19 protein-coding genes are annotated in these 16,763 nt (G+C 72.0%); 12 read left to right on the plus strand and 7 right to left on the minus strand.

Annotated features, from left to right (window positions below):
- Positions 1-17: 17 nt before the first annotated feature.
- The 4 genes from D9V37_RS02415 to D9V37_RS02430 are packed head-to-tail and all read left to right on the plus strand — an operon-like array spanning position 18 to position 2,759.
- Positions 18-707, plus strand: coding sequence for a VOC family protein (locus D9V37_RS02415; RefSeq protein WP_121804511.1), 690 nt, complete (start codon positions 18-20; stop codon positions 705-707).
- Positions 704-1,780: a succinyl-diaminopimelate desuccinylase gene (gene dapE, locus D9V37_RS02420; RefSeq protein WP_198412320.1), complete on the plus strand. Its 1,077-nt coding sequence runs from the start codon at positions 704-706 to the stop codon at positions 1,778-1,780. The genes D9V37_RS02415 and dapE overlap by 4 nt, the downstream gene beginning before the upstream one ends.
- On the plus strand, positions 1,747-2,514 hold the full coding sequence (locus D9V37_RS02425; protein WP_198412321.1) for an LOG family protein: 768 nt from the start codon (positions 1,747-1,749) through the stop codon (positions 2,512-2,514). Before dapE ends, D9V37_RS02425 begins: the two co-directional genes overlap by 34 nt.
- Entirely contained in the window at positions 2,511-2,759 is a 249-nt protein-coding gene (locus tag D9V37_RS02430; RefSeq protein WP_232524692.1) for a DivIVA domain-containing protein, read from the plus strand. The genes D9V37_RS02425 and D9V37_RS02430 overlap by 4 nt, the downstream gene beginning before the upstream one ends.
- Position 2,760: 1 nt before the next feature.
- Here D9V37_RS02430 and D9V37_RS02435 read toward each other — a convergent pair whose 3' ends face one another.
- Complete coding sequence (locus D9V37_RS02435; RefSeq protein WP_121804513.1) at positions 2,761-3,549, minus strand: enoyl-CoA hydratase/isomerase family protein; 789 nt, start codon at positions 3,547-3,549, stop codon at positions 2,761-2,763.
- A 93-nt stretch (positions 3,550-3,642) separates the two neighbouring features.
- On the opposite strand from D9V37_RS02435, the gene D9V37_RS02440 reads away from it, so the two are divergent.
- Together D9V37_RS02440 and D9V37_RS02445 are read left to right on the plus strand one after the other, a co-directional pair.
- Positions 3,643-3,810, plus strand: a complete 168-nt coding sequence (locus D9V37_RS02440) for a DUF3117 domain-containing protein (RefSeq protein WP_082574674.1) — start codon at positions 3,643-3,645, stop codon at positions 3,808-3,810.
- A gap of 113 nt (positions 3,811-3,923) precedes the next feature.
- The gene (locus tag D9V37_RS02445) at positions 3,924-5,297 is read left to right on the plus strand and encodes a leucyl aminopeptidase family protein (protein WP_232524693.1); all 1,374 of its coding nucleotides are present in this window, start codon (positions 3,924-3,926) and stop codon (positions 5,295-5,297) included.
- Positions 5,298-5,307: 10 nt separating this feature from the next.
- Here D9V37_RS02445 and D9V37_RS02450 read toward each other — a convergent pair whose 3' ends face one another.
- Positions 5,308-5,931, minus strand: coding sequence for an O-methyltransferase (locus D9V37_RS02450; protein ID WP_121804514.1), 624 nt, complete (start codon positions 5,929-5,931; stop codon positions 5,308-5,310).
- 131 nt (positions 5,932-6,062) lie between these two features.
- On the opposite strand from D9V37_RS02450, the gene sigE reads away from it, so the two are divergent.
- The 5 genes from sigE (at position 6,063) to D9V37_RS20150 (ending at position 9,899) form a co-directional block, all read left to right on the plus strand.
- Complete coding sequence (gene sigE, locus D9V37_RS02455) at positions 6,063-6,662, plus strand: RNA polymerase sigma factor SigE (RefSeq protein ID WP_121804515.1); 600 nt, start codon at positions 6,063-6,065, stop codon at positions 6,660-6,662.
- A gap of 3 nt (positions 6,663-6,665) precedes the next feature.
- Positions 6,666-7,199 (plus strand): anti-sigma factor, encoded by a 534-nt coding sequence (locus D9V37_RS20140; RefSeq protein WP_158604353.1) that lies wholly within the window; start codon positions 6,666-6,668, stop codon positions 7,197-7,199.
- Positions 7,200-7,204: 5 nt separating this feature from the next.
- Positions 7,205-8,470, plus strand: a complete 1,266-nt coding sequence (locus tag D9V37_RS20145) for a S1C family serine protease (protein WP_158604354.1) — start codon at positions 7,205-7,207, stop codon at positions 8,468-8,470.
- A 73-nt stretch (positions 8,471-8,543) separates the two neighbouring features.
- Positions 8,544-9,725: a hypothetical protein gene (locus tag D9V37_RS02465; protein WP_121804517.1), complete on the plus strand. Its 1,182-nt coding sequence runs from the start codon at positions 8,544-8,546 to the stop codon at positions 9,723-9,725.
- Between the two features lie 21 nt (positions 9,726-9,746).
- On the plus strand, positions 9,747-9,899 hold the full coding sequence (locus D9V37_RS20150; RefSeq protein WP_158604355.1) for a hypothetical protein: 153 nt from the start codon (positions 9,747-9,749) through the stop codon (positions 9,897-9,899).
- A gap of 245 nt (positions 9,900-10,144) precedes the next feature.
- Here D9V37_RS20150 and D9V37_RS02470 read toward each other — a convergent pair whose 3' ends face one another.
- Genes D9V37_RS02470 through D9V37_RS02485 form a run of 4 tightly spaced genes read right to left on the minus strand, consistent with a single transcriptional unit; the run spans position 10,145 to position 13,444 of the window.
- The gene (locus D9V37_RS02470; RefSeq protein WP_121804518.1) at positions 10,145-10,483 is read right to left on the minus strand and encodes a sec-independent translocase; all 339 of its coding nucleotides are present in this window, start codon (positions 10,481-10,483) and stop codon (positions 10,145-10,147) included.
- Positions 10,484-10,487: 4 nt separating this feature from the next.
- A complete protein-coding gene (locus D9V37_RS02475; RefSeq protein ID WP_121804519.1) occupies positions 10,488-11,651 on the minus strand; it encodes an Mrp/NBP35 family ATP-binding protein in 1,164 nt (387 codons plus the stop codon).
- A gap of 18 nt (positions 11,652-11,669) precedes the next feature.
- On the minus strand, positions 11,670-12,176 hold the full coding sequence (locus D9V37_RS02480; RefSeq protein WP_121804930.1) for a DUF1003 domain-containing protein: 507 nt from the start codon (positions 12,174-12,176) through the stop codon (positions 11,670-11,672).
- Positions 12,173-13,444 (minus strand): magnesium transporter MgtE N-terminal domain-containing protein, encoded by a 1,272-nt coding sequence (locus tag D9V37_RS02485; RefSeq protein ID WP_121804520.1) that lies wholly within the window; start codon positions 13,442-13,444, stop codon positions 12,173-12,175. The genes D9V37_RS02480 and D9V37_RS02485 overlap by 4 nt, the downstream gene beginning before the upstream one ends.
- Positions 13,445-13,569: 125 nt before the next feature.
- On the opposite strand from D9V37_RS02485, the gene D9V37_RS02490 reads away from it, so the two are divergent.
- A complete protein-coding gene (locus D9V37_RS02490; protein ID WP_121804521.1) occupies positions 13,570-16,077 on the plus strand; it encodes a putative bifunctional diguanylate cyclase/phosphodiesterase in 2,508 nt (835 codons plus the stop codon).
- Here D9V37_RS02490 and D9V37_RS02495 read toward each other — a convergent pair.
- Positions 16,074-16,751 carry a hypothetical protein gene (locus tag D9V37_RS02495; protein ID WP_121804522.1) on the minus strand — a complete coding sequence of 226 codons (678 nt, stop codon included), beginning with the start codon at positions 16,749-16,751 and terminating at the stop codon, positions 16,074-16,076. The genes D9V37_RS02490 and D9V37_RS02495 overlap by 4 nt on opposite strands.
- Positions 16,752-16,763: the final 12 nt, after the last annotated feature.

Raw genomic sequence — 16,763 nt, forward strand, 5'->3', positions numbered from 1 at the left:
GCGACTAACCTCCGAGCGTGACCCGGTTCAAGGAGCTGTGCCTCGACACGGCCGACCCGCACAGCCGGATCGCCGACTTCTGGGCGCAGGCGGCCGGGCTCCGCGTGGAGCGGCGCCGGCCCGACGAGCCGGGTGACGTGCTCGGCGAGGAGGAGTATCAGGGCATCGCGATCTGCGGCGTGGGCGAGGCCAAGACGGTCAAGAACCGGGTGCACCTCGACGTCTACGCCCGCGCCGTCGACGACCTGATCGCGCTCGGCGCGCGGGTGCTGGAGCCGATGGAGCGCTGGACGGTGATGGCCGACCCCGAGGGCAACGAGTTCTGCGCGTTCCTGCGCGAGGACCCGCCCGGCTACCGCGTGCACGGGATCGGCGTCGACAGCGCCGACGCGGAGGCCGCCGCGAGCTGGTGGGCCACGGTGCTCGGCACGCCGGCGCCCGTGCGAGGTCACGACGGCACCTTCTGGACCCTCGAGCACGCGACGCCGGACCCGGTGCTCACCTGGGACTTCGCCGACGTGCCCGAACCCAAGACGGTCAAGAACCGGATGCACTGGGACGTCTTCGGCGACCCGGTGGAGCTGACCGACCTCGGCGCGCAGTTCCTGTGGCAGGTGCCCGGCCGCACCCGCCCGGTGGCCTGGCACGTGCTGGCCGACCCGCAGGGCAACGAGTTCTGCGTCTTCCCTCCCGAGGACGCCGCATGAGCCTGGACCTCACCACCGACGTCGTGTCGCTGACCCGGGTGCTCTGCGACATCGAGTCGGTCAGCCACCACGAGCAGCGCATCGCCGACGACGTCGAGCAGGCGCTGCGGGGCCTCGACCACCTGGAGGTGAGCCGGCACGGCAACAGCCTCGTGGCCCGCACCGGCCTGGGCCGGGCCGAGCGGGTGGTCGTCGCGGGCCACCTGGACACCGTGCCGCTCAACGACAACCTGCCGGTGCGCGATGACGGCACCTACCTCCACGGCCTCGGCACCTGCGACATGAAGGGTGGAGTGGCGGTGGCGCTGCGGCTGGCCGCGACGCTGCCCGAGCCCGCCCGCGACGTCACCTTCTGCTTCTACGAGGCCGAGGAGGTCGACGCCGTCCACAACGGGCTGCGCAAGATCGCCGAGGCGACGCCCGAGCTCCTCGCCGCCGACTTCGCGGTGCTGATGGAGCCCTCCGACGGCGTCGTGGAGGCGGGCTGCCAGGGCACGCTGCGCGTCGACGTCGTCACCCGCGGCGAGCGAGCGCACTCGGCCCGCTCGTGGAAGGGCAGCAACGCCATCCACGCCGCGGCCGACGTCTTGAACCGGCTGACCGCCTACGAGCCGCGCCGGCCCGTGATCGACGGCCTGGAGTACCGCGAGGGGCTCAACGCCGTCGGCATCCGCGGCGGAGTGGCCGGCAACGTCATCCCCGACGAGGCGCGCGTGAGCGTCAACTTCCGCTTCGCGCCCGACCGCTCGCTGGAGCAGGCGCTGGACCACGTGCGCGAGGTCTTCGACGGCTACGAGCTCGAGGTCACCGACGCCGACGCCGGTGCGCTGCCCGGGCTCGACCGGCCGGCGGCGGCGGACTTCGTGGCCGCGATGGGCGGCGAGGTGAACCCGAAGTTCGGCTGGACCGACGTCGCCCGGTTCACCACCCTCGGCGTGCCGGCGGTGAACTACGGCCCGGGCGACCCGATGTTCGCCCACAAGCAGGACGAGCACGTACCGATCGCGCAGCTGCGCTCGTGCGAGGAGAGGATGCGGGCGTGGCTGAGCGGAGCCCAGGAGACGACCCGGTGACCCAACGTCCCTCGAAGTACAAGGGTCCGACGGTCCAGCGAGGCAAGGCGGTCGACCACTCCACCACCGACCAGCGACTCCTCGACCAGCGCGGGCCCACCGACTGGGTGCACACCGACCCGTGGCGGGTGCTGCGGATCCAGGCGGAGTTCGTCGAGGGCTTCGGCGCACTGGCCGAGCTCGGGCCGGCGATCGGCGTCTTCGGCTCCGCGCGCACGAAGCCGGAGGACCCCGCCTACGCCCAGGGCGAGGCGCTGGGTCGACGGTTGGCCGAGGAGCAGTTCGCGGTCATCACCGGCGGTGGCCCGGGTGCGATGGAGGCCGCCAACAAGGGCTGCTCGCAGGCCGGCGGCGTCTCGGTGGGGCTGGGCATCGAGCTGCCCTTCGAGGCCGGGCTGAACCCGTGGGTCGACCTGGGGGTCAACTTCCGCTACTTCTTCGCCCGCAAGACGATGTTCGTCAAGTACTCCCAGGGCTTCGTCGTGCTGCCCGGCGGCCTGGGCACGCTGGACGAGATGTTCGAGGCGCTGACGCTGGCCCAGACCCAGAAGGTCACCAGCTTCCCCGTGGTGCTGGTCGGCAGCGACTACTGGCGCGGCCTGGTCGACTGGCTCTCGGGGCCGGTGCTGGAGTCGGGCAAGATCTCCGCCCACGACCTCGACATGGTGACCGTGACCGACGACGTCGAGGAGGCCGTGGCGATCATGGCCGCCTCGCGTGAGGAGCACGCATGATGGCCGTCCTGTTCGCCCTGTTCCTGGTGGTGCTCATCGGCGCCATCGCGGTGGTCGCCTCCGGCCGGGGCGAGCCGATGGCCGAGGAGTTCGACGACCGTCCCGACGTCCGCGTGCAGGCCGACGGCCCGCTCAGCGCCGAGGACCTGCGCGGGGTGCGCTTCACCACGGCGTTCCGCGGCTACCGTGCCAGCGAGGTCGACGCCCTGCTGGCCCGCCTGGCCCGGGAGCTGGACGAACGCTGACTCAACGGCCCTCGAAGACCGGCTTCTCCTTGGCCAAGAAGGCGTCCACGGCCCGGCGGTGGTCGTCGGTGGCGCCGGTGAGGTCCATCATGCGGCCCTCGAACGCGACCGCCTCCTCCAGCGGCGCGGAGCCGGAGTTGAGCACGGCCCGCCGCACGGCGCCGTAGGCGACGGTCGGTCCGGCGGCGAGCTTCGTGGCCAGCTCCGAGACGGCGTCGGCCAGCTCCTCGGCGGGCACGACGCGCGTGGCCAGGCCCAGCTCGAGCGCCTCGGCCGAGCCGATGGTGCGCGGGAAGTAGAGCAGCTCGAGCGCCTTGGCCGGGCCCACCAGCCGCGGCAGCGTCCACGACGAGCCGGTGTCGCACGACAGCGCGATGCCGGTGAAGGCCAGGTTGAACCCGGCCGGCTCGGCCAGCACGCGCAGGTCGCAGGCGAAGGCCAGGGAGGCGCCCGCACCCGCGGCCACGCCGTTGAGCGCGGCCACGACCGGCTTCGGCATCGTCGCCAGCGCCAGCACGGTGGGGTTGTAGTGGGCGGCCACGGTGTCGACCAGCCGCTCGCCGCTGCGCAGCCCGGCGACGTGCTCCTTGAGGTCCTGGCCGACGCAGAACGCGCGTCCGGTGCCGGTCAGCACCACGCAGCGCACCGCCTCGTCGTCGGCGGCCTGGGTCACCGCCTCGAGCAGCGCCTCCTTGGTCGCCAGGTCGAGGCTGTTCATGGCGTCGGGACGGTTCAAGGTGATGGTCGCGACGCCGGCACTGAGGTCGTACTCCACAACGGATCCGGTCATGGATGGCGAGTCTGCCGCACCCATGGGGAATAATGGTCCGGCGCGGTCGACCAGGACGGCCCGTACGCCCTGAACGGAAGAAGAGGTATGTCGATGGCGGCGATGAAGCCGAGGACCGGCGACGGTCCGCTGGAGGTCACCAAGGAGGGTCGCGGCATCGTCATGCGCGTCCCGCTGGAGGGCGGTGGCCGTCTGGTCGTCGAGCTCAACGCCGAGGAGGCCGGTGCTCTCGGCGACGCCCTCAAGGACGTCGTCGGCTGACGCGACCCTTGCTGCCACCACAGGTCTCACCCCCCACCTTCACCTGGGCCGCCGCGACCCCCGCCGACGCGGGCGTCGTCGCCGTTCCCGTCCTGTCGCACGAGGACGGGCCGATGCTGGGCCCGGGATCCGTCGAGCCCGCCGACGACCTCGACGTGTTCGCGGCGCTGGCCGCGGACGACGCCGACGGCACCGCCGGCCAGGTCACCCGGCTGCCGTGGCGCGACCGCGTCCTGCTCCTGGTCGGCGTCGGCGAGGCCACGCCGCGCGACCTGCGCACGGCGGGCGCCGCACTGGCCCGGGCGGTCAAGGGGGCCGAGCAGCTGGCCACCAGCGTCGCGGAGGTGGCCGACGACGCCGGTCTCCGCGCGTTCGTGGAGGGGCTGGTGCTGGCCTCGTTCGAGTTCACGATGCGCTCGACCGGCCCGACCGCGCGGCCCGTCGAGCGCGTGGTGCTGCTCGGCACCGAGCGGGCCGATGCCCTGGCCCGCGGCCTGGCGGTCGCCGGGGCCGGTTGGCGCGCCCGGTTCCTGGCCACCGTGCCCTCGAACCTGAAGAACCCGCAGTGGTTCGTCGAGCAGGCCACCGAGATCGCCGAGGCCGCCGGCCTGGGCGTCGACGTGCTCGACGAGCAGCAGCTCGAGCGCCGCGGCTACGGCGGCATCAGCGCCGTGGGCCGCGCCTCGGCCACGCCGCCGCGGCTGCTCACGCTGCGCTACCGCCCGTCGGGCCGCGGCTCCCGCAAGGCGCCCCACCTGGTGCTGGCGGGCAAGGGCATCACCTTCGACTCCGGCGGCCTCTCGATCAAGGGCGCCGAGCTCATGGTCAACATGAAGCGCGACATGTCCGGCGCCGCCGTGGTGCTCTCGGTGATGGCCGCGCTGGCCGAGGTCGGCTGCCCGCTGCGGGTCACCGCGCTGCTGCCGCTGGCCGAGAACGTCATCGGCGGTGACGCGCTGCGCCCCGGCGACGTCATCACCCACTACGGCGGCCGCACCACGGAGGTCACCAACACCGACGCCGAGGGCCGGCTGGTCCTCGCCGACGCGCTGGCCCACGCCGTGGCCGACCTCGAGCCCGACCTGCTGGTCGACGTCGCCACCCTCACCGGCGCGATGAAGGTCGCGATGGGGCTGCGCATCGGCGGCTACTTCGCCACCGACGACGGCCTGGCCGGCCACCTCGACGCCGCGGCGGCCGCCGCCGGCGAGCCGCTGTGGCGGATGCCGCTGGCCGACGTCTACGCCGAGCGGCTGTCCTCGAAGGTCGCCGACGCCGACAACGCCCCCGGCAGCGCCCAGGCGATCACCGCCGCGCTCTTCCTGCAGCACTTCACCGGCGGCCTGCCCTGGGCGCACCTGGACCTGGCCTCGGTCGGCGACGCGCTCGAGGACCGCGAGGAGTGGACCAAGGGCCCGACCGGGTTCGGCGCCCGGGCGCTGCTGTACTGGCTGGAGCAGGCCGAGCCGCTGGCCGGCGTCGGCTAGATCTTCTGCGTCAGATCTTCTGGGCCAGCAGCAGCCCGTCGCCCACCGGCAGCAGCAGTGGCACCAGGGCCTCGTCGCCCGCCAGCGTGCGCCCCAGCTCGCGGACGGCGACGGTCTCGGCGTCGCGCTGGGAGGGGTCGGCGACCTTGTCGTGCCATAGCGCGTTGTCGAAGGCCACCACGCCGCCCGGGCGCAGCAGCCGCAGCGCCTCGGCCAGGTAGGCCGGGTACTCCTGCTTGTCGCCGTCGCAGAAGACGATGTCGTAGTGCCCGTCGGTCAGCCGGGGGAGCACGTCGAGCGCGGAGCCCGGGATGAGCCGCGCGCGCTGGGCCACGAAGCCGGCCTCGGAGAAGGTCTCGCGGGCCAGCCGCTGGTGCTCGGCCTCGACGTCGACGCTGGTCAGCACCCCGTCGGCGGCCATGCCGCGCAGCAGCCACACCCCGGAGACGCCGGTGCCGGTGCCGATCTCGACGACCGCCTTGGCGTCGAGCACGGCGGCCAGGAACCGCAGCGTCGCGCCGCCTCCCGCACCGATGGGCGTGACGCCCACCTCGCGGGCGCGACCGCGCGCGGTCTCCAGGATCTCGTCCTCGGCGACGAACTGGTCGGCGTAGGTCCAGCTCGCGGGTTTCACGCGCGTGACTCTACCGTTGAGCGGGAACCGTCGAGCGGGAACACTGCCCCGGAGCGGCACGTTCACTCTTCACAGGCAGCGCTCAGTGCGGTGCTCAGTGTCCTTTCAGATCCGATTCCTAGCGTGAGGCCATGAGGAAGCAGCAGACCGTCTCGGAGACCGACTCCACGCAGGGGTGGGTCGCGCCGAGCTGGGAGCAGATCGTCACCGACCACTCCGCCCGCGTCTACCGGCTGGCCTACCGGCTCACCGGCAACGCCCACGACGCCGAGGACCTCACCCAGGAGGTCTTCGTGCGGGTCTTCCGCAAGCTCGACTCCTACACGCCGGGCACCTTCGAGGGCTGGCTGCACCGCATCACCACCAACCTGTTCCTCGACCAGGCCCGCCGCAAGAGCCGCATCCGCTTCGACGCGCTCGCCGACGACCAGGCCGCCCGGCTGCCCAGCCGCACCCCGGCGCCCGATACGGCCTTCATGGACCAGCAGTTCGACGCCGACATCGAGGCCGCGCTGGCCGCGCTGCCGCCCGACTTCCGCGCGGCCGTGGTGCTGTGCGACGTCGAGGGGCTCACCTACGAGGAGATCGCCGACGTCTTGAACCTCAAGATGGGCACCGTGCGCTCCCGGATCCACCGCGGCCGCTCCATGCTGCGCGACGCGCTGTCCCACCGCGCCCCGGCCCCCGGCCGGCTGCGCTACTCCGGCCCCCGCCTGCACCCGGTCAGCTAAGCGATGCGCCTCCACGGACACCTCGGCGACCGGGTCAGTGCCCTGGTCGACGGGCAGCTGTCCGCCCAGGAGGAGGAGCAGGCCTGGTCGCACACCATGAGCTGTGCGGCCTGCCGCCGGCTGGTCGAGCGCGAGGGCTGGATGAAGTCGCGGCTGGCCGGCATGTCGGCGGCGCCCGCCGCCGGGCCGCAGCCGCGGCCCGGCCTGCTCGGGGCGCTCTACGACGTCGACGCCTGGGCCGTGGTCGACGAGATCGAGCGGGAGGACCGCACCCGCCGGGTCGGCCTGACCGCCGTCGGGGTGGGCTCGGTCGGTGCGGCGGTGCTCGGCATCGTGGCCCTCACCGGCGCGCCCGCGGGGAGCGGGCAGCTGGCACCGAGCCGCCCGGCGCCGGCGCAGATCAGCTACCAGATGGGCTCCCAGGCCGCCGCCACCGGCCAGGCCCAGAATCAGGCCCAGAATCAGGCCCAGCCCGGCGCCGGCCTCGGCGCCAGCACCGGTCCCGTCGTCGCCGTCACGAGGCATCGCGCAAGATAGGGGACGTGAGCGACCAGGAGCAGCCACCCGGCGGTGAGTGGACCAGCCCGTCGACGCCGCCGCCTCCTGCGCCCGCTCCCACCCCTGCGGCACCGGCCTACCAGCCGCCGACCTACCCGCTCCCGCCCTACCCCTACGCCCAGCCGGCACAGCCGGTGCGGCCCACCGCGCGCACCTCGGGGTGGGTCTGGCCCGTGGTGGCGCTCGTCGCGCTGCTGGTCGGCCTGGTCGGCGGTGTGTTCGGCGGGCTGCTGGCCGGTCGCAGCGTCACCGGCGGCGACGGCTCGGGCGGCGTGCTGCGGGTCGAGAAGCGCACCGCCGCGCCGCTGCCGGCCAACAATCGCAGCGTCGCCTCGGTGGCCCAGAAGCTGCTGCCCAGCACCGTGCAGATCATCGCCGAGTACGACAACGACCCGCGCGGGGCGACCGGCTCCGGCTTCGTGCTGGACCGCCAGGGCCACGTCATCACCAACAACCACGTGGTGGCCGCCGCCGCGAAGGACGACGGCAACATCGAGATCGTCGACCAGAACGGCACCCATTCCAAGGCCACCGTCGTCGGTCGCAGCTCGGTCTACGACGTCGCCGTGCTGAAGTGCCCGGGGTGCACCGGGCTCACCCCGGCCAAGCTCGGCTCGTCCACGCAGATGCGGGTGGGCGAGACCGTCATCGCCTTCGGCTCGCCGCTCGGGCTCTCCAGCACCGTGACCTCGGGCATCGTCAGCGCGCTGGACCGGCCGGTCACGACCGGCGAGAGCCAGGACGACCAGTCCTACATCAACGCCGTGCAGACCGACGCCGCCATCAACCCCGGCAACTCCGGTGGCCCGCTGGTCGACCTCCAGGGCCAGGTGATCGGCATGAACTCCGCGATCGCCTCGATGGGCTCGGTCACCAGCGACCAGAGCGGCTCCATCGGGGTCGGGTTCGCGATCCCGATCGAACAGGTCGAGATCACCGCCGACCAGATCCTGCGCACCGGCCGCGCGGAGTACCCGGTGATCGGCGCCAACGTCTCCAGCAAGGAGAACGTCGACGGTGCCCAGATCACTGGCGTCAGCTCCGGTGAACCCGCCTCCGCTGCGGGGCTGCGCGCCGGCGACCTGGTGACGAAGGTCGACGGCAAGCCGATCACCGACAGCATCGGCCTGGTGGTGGCGATCCGCAGCCACGTCCGCGGCGACAAGCTCGACCTCACCGTCAAGCGCGACGGGACGACGCGTCAGGTCACCGTCACCCTCAGCGCGAAGGCGGACGCCTCGAGCGGCTAGGCCGCACGGTCTTGGGACGCGATCATCGGGCGCAGCCGAATGCGGAGATCAGCTCAGGAGGAGCCACGAACCGATGGTGATCCAGTACTCGCTGCCGACCCTGATGGAGAAGGTCATGCGTGCGGGAGGTCGCCTGCAGTGGGCAACGACGACACCGGCACCGGAGGCGATCCAGGCCTTCGCCGACGCTGTTTGCCGGGCCTACCCACCTATCGACCCCGACAGCGACGACGACGTCGACATCCTCGACTTCTTCGGCCCAGGTGACGGCGAGGGCGGTCCGGTGATCTACATCAACCGCTGCGAAGCGCGTTGGCTCGGCGAGTACTTCATCACCCACCTCGCCGCAGCGCTGGAGGAGGCCGGCTTCCAAGGATGGCTACGGGAAGGAGCCCGGGTCGACGCCCCTGTCGTGCGCAACCCCTCGGTCGTCCTCGCCGCCACCATGAAGCTCGACTGGGACGTCTTCCTGGGCGTCGGCCCGAACGAATGGGGCCTGCCGCAGTGGGCCTGGTTCGTCGATCCCGAGCGCACCCACCGCGTCCTCGGCCCCTGGCTGGAGTGGACCACCTCGCTCGCCGGGGACTCCTTCCTGACGATGCGCGCCGTGACTTCCAAGGTCATCGCCTCGCTCGCCCGCGACATCGTGCTTCACACCTTGTCCGACCCTCTGCATTCGCCGCGCATCGTTCTGCTCGGCTTCGACGAGAGCGGTCAGCGGGCACGACGGCTGTGTATCGATCCGCACGGATTCGTCGGCCTGCAGTCCTACAACCCCGCTCAGAGTTGGCGGGACCACGCCGCGGATCTGACCGCCCTGGCGACCCACGCCGCCGGCGACCTGACTAACGCCTTCCTGCGAAACGCCAACCATCCCGAGTCATCAGTCGTCCTGGACATCACGTCGTTGCCGTGGCCCTACGTCATCCGGGCCCAGGTTGCCCACCTCGAAGAGAGCTACCTCTACGACGCTCATGGCTGGCAGCTGGTCACCGACCAGCATCTGGCCCACCTCGGCAACCTCGACCCGAGTCGCTGGCAGGTCGAGCTGGTGACAGCGGACCGCTACACCGTCACGGCCCGCGACCTCGCACCCTGGCTCGACGCTGACTCACGACCCCTCGAACGAGGCGAGCCGCCACGCCCACCCGTGCCACCCATCGGCGTCTTGGACACCGCCCGCGCCGACTTCGCCGACGATCTGATGAGTCACCAAGTGCTCCTGGACCACCCGTTTCCTACCTATCCCGCTTGATCTGTGCTGAACGAGGTCACGATGGCTCTCGAGATCGACCTGCAGATGCCCAAGCGAGGCTGGGAGCGGCAGTATTGGCGCGAGCTGCGATTCGTGGTCAGGGCCGACTTCGGCGCGAGCGCCGAACAATGGCTCAAGAGCAGTTCGGGCTGGTCAGCGGTGCTCAAACCGTGACTAAGGCAAGAGCCGACTTTGGCGGCATGATCATGACCTAAGAGCTGATCGCGGGAAAAACCCTGGCACGATGTTGGATGACATAGTGGCGGAGCCGCATCAAGGTGCGACCTGGGGCTTTCGACTGGCTCCAGGCGCTAATGGTCTGTGGTGGCTCGGCGCCAGCCGTTATCGCCCAGAGTTTGGGGTGACATCAACCCAGTCGAGAAGGTCGTCGACCTGGTGGTGAGGCTCGCCTGAACCGGTTACGTAGCCTCTGTGTCGTACGGCGGGGTCTCGCCCACGAGCAGCGGCAGGTGGCCGGGCTTGACCTTGGCCTGGCGCTCCTCCTCCTCGATGGCCGAGAGCGCCTCCATCACCTGCTGGCGGATGGCGACGCGGGGGTCGAGGTCGCGCAGGTTGAGGTCGGCGTAGTCCGGTCCGAGCTCGTCGCGCAGCTCCTGCTGGGCGTTGCGGGCGAAGGTACGGGCCGCGTGCAGCATGCGCGCGGCTTGGCGGGCGAACTCGGGAAGCCGCTCGGGTCCGAAGACGATGACCGCGACCACGAGGATGACGCCGATCTCCGGCAGCCCGACGTCCAGCACGGTGTCAGATTTTACTGGTCGGGGAGAGACCCAGCTGCATTCCGGCCAGACCTCGTCCCTTGCTGGTCAGGGTTCGGGCGATGCCGGTGAGGACCTGCGCGGCCGGCGCGGTCGGGTCGGAGTCGACGATGGGCTTGCCGTCGTCGCCGCCCTCGCGCAGGTGAGGGTCGAGCGGCACGCGGCCCAGCAGCGGCACGTCGTAGCCGAAGCGCCCGCCCAAGGTGGTGGCCACCCGGTCGCCGCCGCCGGCGCCGAAGATCTCCAACCGGTGCTCGACGCCCTCGGCGGCGCAGTGCGGGCACGGCAGCCACGACATGTTCTCCACCACGCCGACCACCCGTTGGTGCATCATCGAGGCCATCGTGCCGGCGCGCTCGGCGACCTCGGCGGCGGCCTCCTGCGGCGTGGTCACCACGACCACCTCGGCGTTGGGCAGGTGCTGGCCCAGCGAGATCGCGATGTCGCCGGTGCCCGGGGGCAGGTCGAGCAGCAGCACGTCCAGGTCGCCCCAGTAGACGTCGGCCAGCATCTGCACCAGCGCGCGGTCGAGCATCGGGCCGCGCCAGGCGACCACCTGGTCGCGGCGGGGCTTGAGCATCCCGATGCTGATGACCGAGACCCCGCTGGCCGTGGGCACCGGCATGATCAGGTCCTCGACCTGCGTCGGCCGGGCGTCGGCCACGCCGAGCATGGCGGGCACGGAGTGGCCGTAGATGTCGGCGTCGACGACGCCGACCTTGAGGCCCTGCGCGGCCATCGCCAGTGCGAGGTTCACCGTCACCGAGGACTTGCCAACGCCGCCCTTGCCCGAGGCGATCGCGTAGACCTTAGTCAGCGAATCGGGCTGGGCGAAGCCGATCTCGCGCTGGGCGTGCCCGTCGCGCAGCACCTCCTGCAGCCCGGCACGCTGCTCGGCCGACATCACCCCGAGCGTCAGGTCGACGTCGCTGACGTCGGCGACCTCGCGCAGCGCGGCGTTGACGTCGCGGGTGATGGTGTCCTTGAGCGGGCAGCCGGCGACGGTGAGCAGGACGGTGAGCCGGACCTGACCCGCCTCGTCGAGGTCGACCGTGTCGACCATGTTGAGCTCGGTGATCGGGCGCTTGATCTCGGGGTCGTTGACCGTCGCGAGGGCGGCCATGACGGCGTCGCGGTCGGGTGCAGCCATGCCCGCAACGGTACGTGGCTAGTGCGCGCCGTCCTCGTCGGGCTCCTCGCCGCGCTCCTGCAGCTCGGCGAGCAGCGCCCGCAGCTCGGAGCGGACGTAGTCGCGGGTGGCCACCTCGCCGACCGCCATCCGCAGCGACGCCACCTCCCGGGCCAGGTACTCCATGTCGGCGTGGGCGCGGGTGTTGGCCTGCCGGTCCTGCTCGCCGACCACGCGGTCGCGCTGCTCCTGCCGGTTCTGCGCGAGCAGGATGAGCGGTGCGGCGTAGGAGGCCTGCAGGCTGAGCATGAGGGTCAAGAAGATGAAGGGGTAGCCGTCGAAGTGCGGCCACGGGCCGACGTTCCACAGCACCCACACGACGACGAAGAGCGTCATGTACAGCAGGAACCGGGCGGTGCCCATGAAGCGGGCGAACTGCTCGGCGAAGACCCCGAAGGCGTCGGTGTTGACCGTGGGGCGCCGCACCAGCGGCCGGGTGGTCTCCTGCGGGGTGTCCAGCCGCGACTCGCGCGACCTGTCCCTCATGACGCCGCCCCGATGCTCCGGTCGCGCCACCCTTCGGGCAGCAGGTGGTCGAGCAGGTCGTCGACGGTGACCGCGCCGAGCAGCCGGCCGGTCTCGTCGACCACGGGGGCGGCGACGAGGTTGTAGGTGGCCAGGTAGGCGGCCACCTCCTCCAAGGAGGCCTCCGGGCGCAGGTAGTCCAGCCCGGTGTCGAGCGCGCCGGCCACCAGGCTCGAGGGCGGCTCGCGCAGCAGCCGCTGGATGTGGGCGACGCCGACCAGCTTGCCCGTGGGCGTCTCCAGCGGCGGCCGGCAGACGTAGACCAGTGCCGCCAGCGAGGGCACCAGGTCCTCCTGCCGCACGTGGGCCAGGGCCTCGGCGACGGTGGCGTCGGGGGGCAGGATGACCGGCTCGGGGGTCATCATGCCGCCGGCGGTCTCCTCGGCGTAGGACATCAGCCGGCGGACGTCCTCGGCCTCCTCCGGCTCCATCAGCTCCAGCAGCGCGGCGGCGGTCTCCGGGGGCAGGTCGGCGATCAGGTCGGCGGCGTCGTCGGCCGACATCTCCTCCAGCACGTCGGCGGCACGCTCGGAGTCCAGGTGCTCGAGGATCTCGACCTGGTCCTCCTCGGGCAGCTCCTCGAGCACGTCGGCCAGCCGCTCGTCGTCCATGCCGGCGACCACCTCGGCGCGCCGCTCGGGCGGCAGGTCCTTGATGACGTTCGCGGCGTCGGCGGGCTTGAGGTCGGCCAGCCGCGCCAGCAGCTGGGTGGCGCCCTGCGGCTGCTGGCTGCCGGTGACGCCGACGGCGTCGCGCCACTCCACCACGTGGGTCTGGCCCCGCCGCCGGAACCCGTGCCCGGGCTCTTGCACCGCCACGCGCGAGAGCACCCAGTCGCGGCTGCGGGTCTGCTCCATCGCGACGTCGACCACGACACCGGAGGGACCCGGCCCGTCGCTGTCGCCGCGCACCTGCACGGGCCGGTCGAGCATCTGGCCGATGACCAGCGTCTCGGTGGAGCGCTGGGCGAAGCGGCGCATGTTCAGCAGTCCGGTGGTGATGACCTGACCTGCGTCGATGCTGGTGATGCGGGTCATCGGGGCGAAGATCTGGCGGCGGCCGAACACCTCCACCACGAGTCCCACCGCCCGCGGGGCGGCCTCGGTCGAGGCGCCCGGGCGCATGACGACCACGACGTCGCGGACCTTGCCCACCTGGTCGCCGGACGGGTCGAACACCGGGAGCCCGGCCAGACGGGCCGCGAAGACGCGGGTCGGCGTGGAGCTCACGGTGTCAGCCTAGTGGTCCCTCGACGTCGCCCCACGAAGCGTATATTTTTATCAAAAGGCTCATACGCCTACATTCGTAGCGGCATGCTTGCTCTCGGACGGGGACCGAAAGGGGAGGGCACCGGATGCGATCGGGCCTGGCGAGGGAGCTGTGGACCCTGCTGCGTACCCGCAGCGGGCTGTTCGACGCAGCCGTGTGCCTGGCCGGCCTCGGCATCTTCGCCTACGCGCTCGCCCACGTCCTGACCGACCCGCTCGCCGGGATCGGCGTCGAGCTGTTCGCCGTCCCGATGATCGTGATCGTGGCGCAGTTCCCCATGGTGCTCGACCGTGGCGAGGGCGGCATCGAGGTCGGCTTCGACTCCACCATCTTGATGTTCCTGCTGTGCACCCAGCCGGCCGCGCAGGCGCTGGTGCTGTGGGCGATCGGCATGATCCTCAGCGCCGCGATGACCCAGAAGCGGCTCCAGGCGCGCATCTTCAACATCGGCAACGGCATTCTCGGCGGCGCCGTCGCGGCGGGCACGCTCACCCTGACCCGGGGCAGCGCGCTGGGCACGCCCCGCGAGCTGCTCGCCGTGGCCCTGGCCGCCACCGCCTACTTCGCCTTCGACTACCTGCTCTCCGCGGTCTCGCTGGCCATCGAGGAGCAGGCGCCACTGTCCTCCCAGCTGCTGCAGCGCGGCACCATCGTCGCCGTCGCCTGCTTCGTCCCCTTCGACAGCCTCGGCTACCTCGGCGCGGTGCTGGTGCGCTCGTCGTCGTGGTGGGTGCTGGGCCTGCTGGCCGTGCCGCTCGCGACCCTGCTCATCGCCACCCGCGCGGTCACCCGGGGCAGCGAGAACGCCCGCCGCCTCAGCGTGCTCTTCGCCGCCGCCGAGCGGGCCCAGACGCTGCGCGACACCCGCGAGGTGGTCGCAGCGCTCGAGGAGGACGCTCGCCGGCTGCTGCAGATCGACGGCATCGAGGTCCGTGACACCCCGCCGGGCCCGCAGGAGATCGGCGCCAAGGTGCACGACGGCGGGCACGACCGCTACGTGGTGGCCCCCGACAAGCACCGGGCACGCTCCACGGCCGCGGCGGACTCCCAGGCCCTCGAGGCCATGGCGGCCGTCTCCTCCGACGCCTTCGAGCGACTGCGGCTCAACGACGAGATGGCCCACCTGGCCCGCCACGACCTCCTCACCGACCTGCCGAACCGCCGGCTACTGCTCGACCGCGTCGAGCAGGCGCTCTCGGCCTCGCGCCGCAACCAGACCCGGGTGGCGCTGCTCTTCGTCGACCTCGACGGTTTCAAGCCGGTCAACGACCGGTTCGGCCACGCCGCCGGCGACGCCGTGCTCGTCGACGTCGCCCAGCGGCTCTCTGCCTGCGTCCGCGGCCACGACATGGTCGCGCGCCTGGGCGGCGACGAGTTCGCCGTGCTCTTCGAGGACGTCGGCTCCGACGTCGTCACCTCCGCCTGCTACCGCATCCTGGCCGCCCTCATGGAGGGCGTGGAGGTCAACGGTCACCAGCTGCCACTCTCGTGCAGCATCGGCGTCGCCTACGGCGACCAGGGCGACACCGCGCAGAGCATGCTGCGCAACGCCGACCTGGCGATGTACGAGGCCAAGTCGCGCGGCAAGAACCAGTTCGTCGACTACGAGCCCGCCATCGGCCGCTCCCGGCTGCAGCGGCTGGAGCTGGTCGAGGCGCTGCGGGCGGCGGTCTCGAACAAGGACATCCGCACCGTCTACCAGCCGGTCGTCGACACCGTGTCGGGTCGCATCTCCGGGGTCGAGGCGCTGGCCCGCTGGCGGCTCGACGGCCGCGACATCCGCCCCGACGTGTTCATCAAGGTCGCCGAGGAGAGCGGCCTGGTCGTGCCCCTGGGCGAGCTGATCCTCGAGCGCGCCTCGCGTGATGCCCAGCGGCTGCGCGACGCCGCCGGCGGCATGGTCACCGTCAGCGTCAACGTCGCTGCCCAGCAGCTGCGCGAGCCGGCCTTCGTGCCCGCCGTGGAGCGGGCGCTGGCGCGCATGGGCGGCACCGGACTCATCTTGGAGATCACCGAGCGCGACGGCATCGGCACCGACGTCGTGACCTCGGCGGCCATGCAGACCCTGGTCGACATGGGTGTCGTCTTGGCCATCGACGACTTCGGGGTCGGCTTCTCCTCCATCAGCTACCTGCAGGACATGCCGGTCGGGATCATCAAGACCGACGCCACCTTCTCGGCCGCGATCGATAAGGACGAGCGGGCCTGCGCCCTGCTCAGCTCGATCACCACGTTGGCCGGGGCGCTGGGCCTCAGCGTGGTCGTCGAGGGCATCGAGCGCGAGTCGCAGCTGGAGCACCTCATCGCCGACGTGCACGCGCGCTACGCCCAGGGCTACCTGCTGCACCGGCCGATGCCGCTGCAGAAGCTCCTGCGGGTCGTCCGCGACCAGCGCCCGGCCGAGCAGCCCGCCGTGCCAGCCGCCGTGAAGCCGGCCCAGCCGAAGGCGGAGAAGCCGGTCAAGCCCACGAAGACACGGCCCGCGATGGCGGGGATGACCGAGCACCGCGTCAAGCAGGCCGTCCGGCCACCGGTGCCGCTCGCGCCGGAGCTGGAGGCCCTGGTCGCCCAGGCGGAGGCGCTGGTCTCCTAGCAGACCGAGGAGCCGCCCAGCGCCAGCTGCTCGACCTCGTCGAAGCCCTCGTCGTCCTCGGCGCGCCCGCGGAAGAGGGTGAGGTGCTGCTGCTGCCAGCTGGTCCCGCGGAAGTGGTCGAGCGCGGCGACGAGGTCCTCCAGGTACGGCGCGGAGGTGGCGTCGGTGATGGTGCCGACCTGCAACCAGGGGCGGAACATCCGCCGGTCGACGAACAGGGAGAGCCGCTGGGCGAGCGGCGGGACCGACCGGCCGATGTGCTGCAGACCCTCGGAGTCGCCCTCGACCCGCGCCCAGACGCCCAGGTCGCCGGCCCACTCCAGCGCGGCCCCGCCGTGCACGTGCAGCGTGGGGCTCGGCCAGGTGGCGGCCTCCATGCGCAGCTCATCGGCCAAGCGCACGGAGTCGGCGGTGGTCAGGTTGCCGAAATGGGTCACCGGGATCAGCAGCTGGTCGAACGGCTTCTGGTCGAGCTGGTCGTGGCCGGTCCCGGCGGCCGTCGCGGGGCGGCGTCGGCGCAGGAACGTGCGGGTGGTCGTCTCCTTGCGGTGCGACGTCGGCGGCCGGGCCTCGGTGGTCGCGGCCTGTCCCGACCGCGGCGCGACCGCGGCGACGGTCGCTTCGAGCTCCTGGCGGATCTCCGGGGGCGGGACGATCGCCGCGAAGATGTGCATACCCCCATCCTG

The organism is Nocardioides mangrovicus (genome assembly GCF_003674065.1).
Lineage (GTDB): Bacteria > Actinomycetota > Actinomycetes > Propionibacteriales > Nocardioidaceae > Marmoricola > Marmoricola mangrovicus.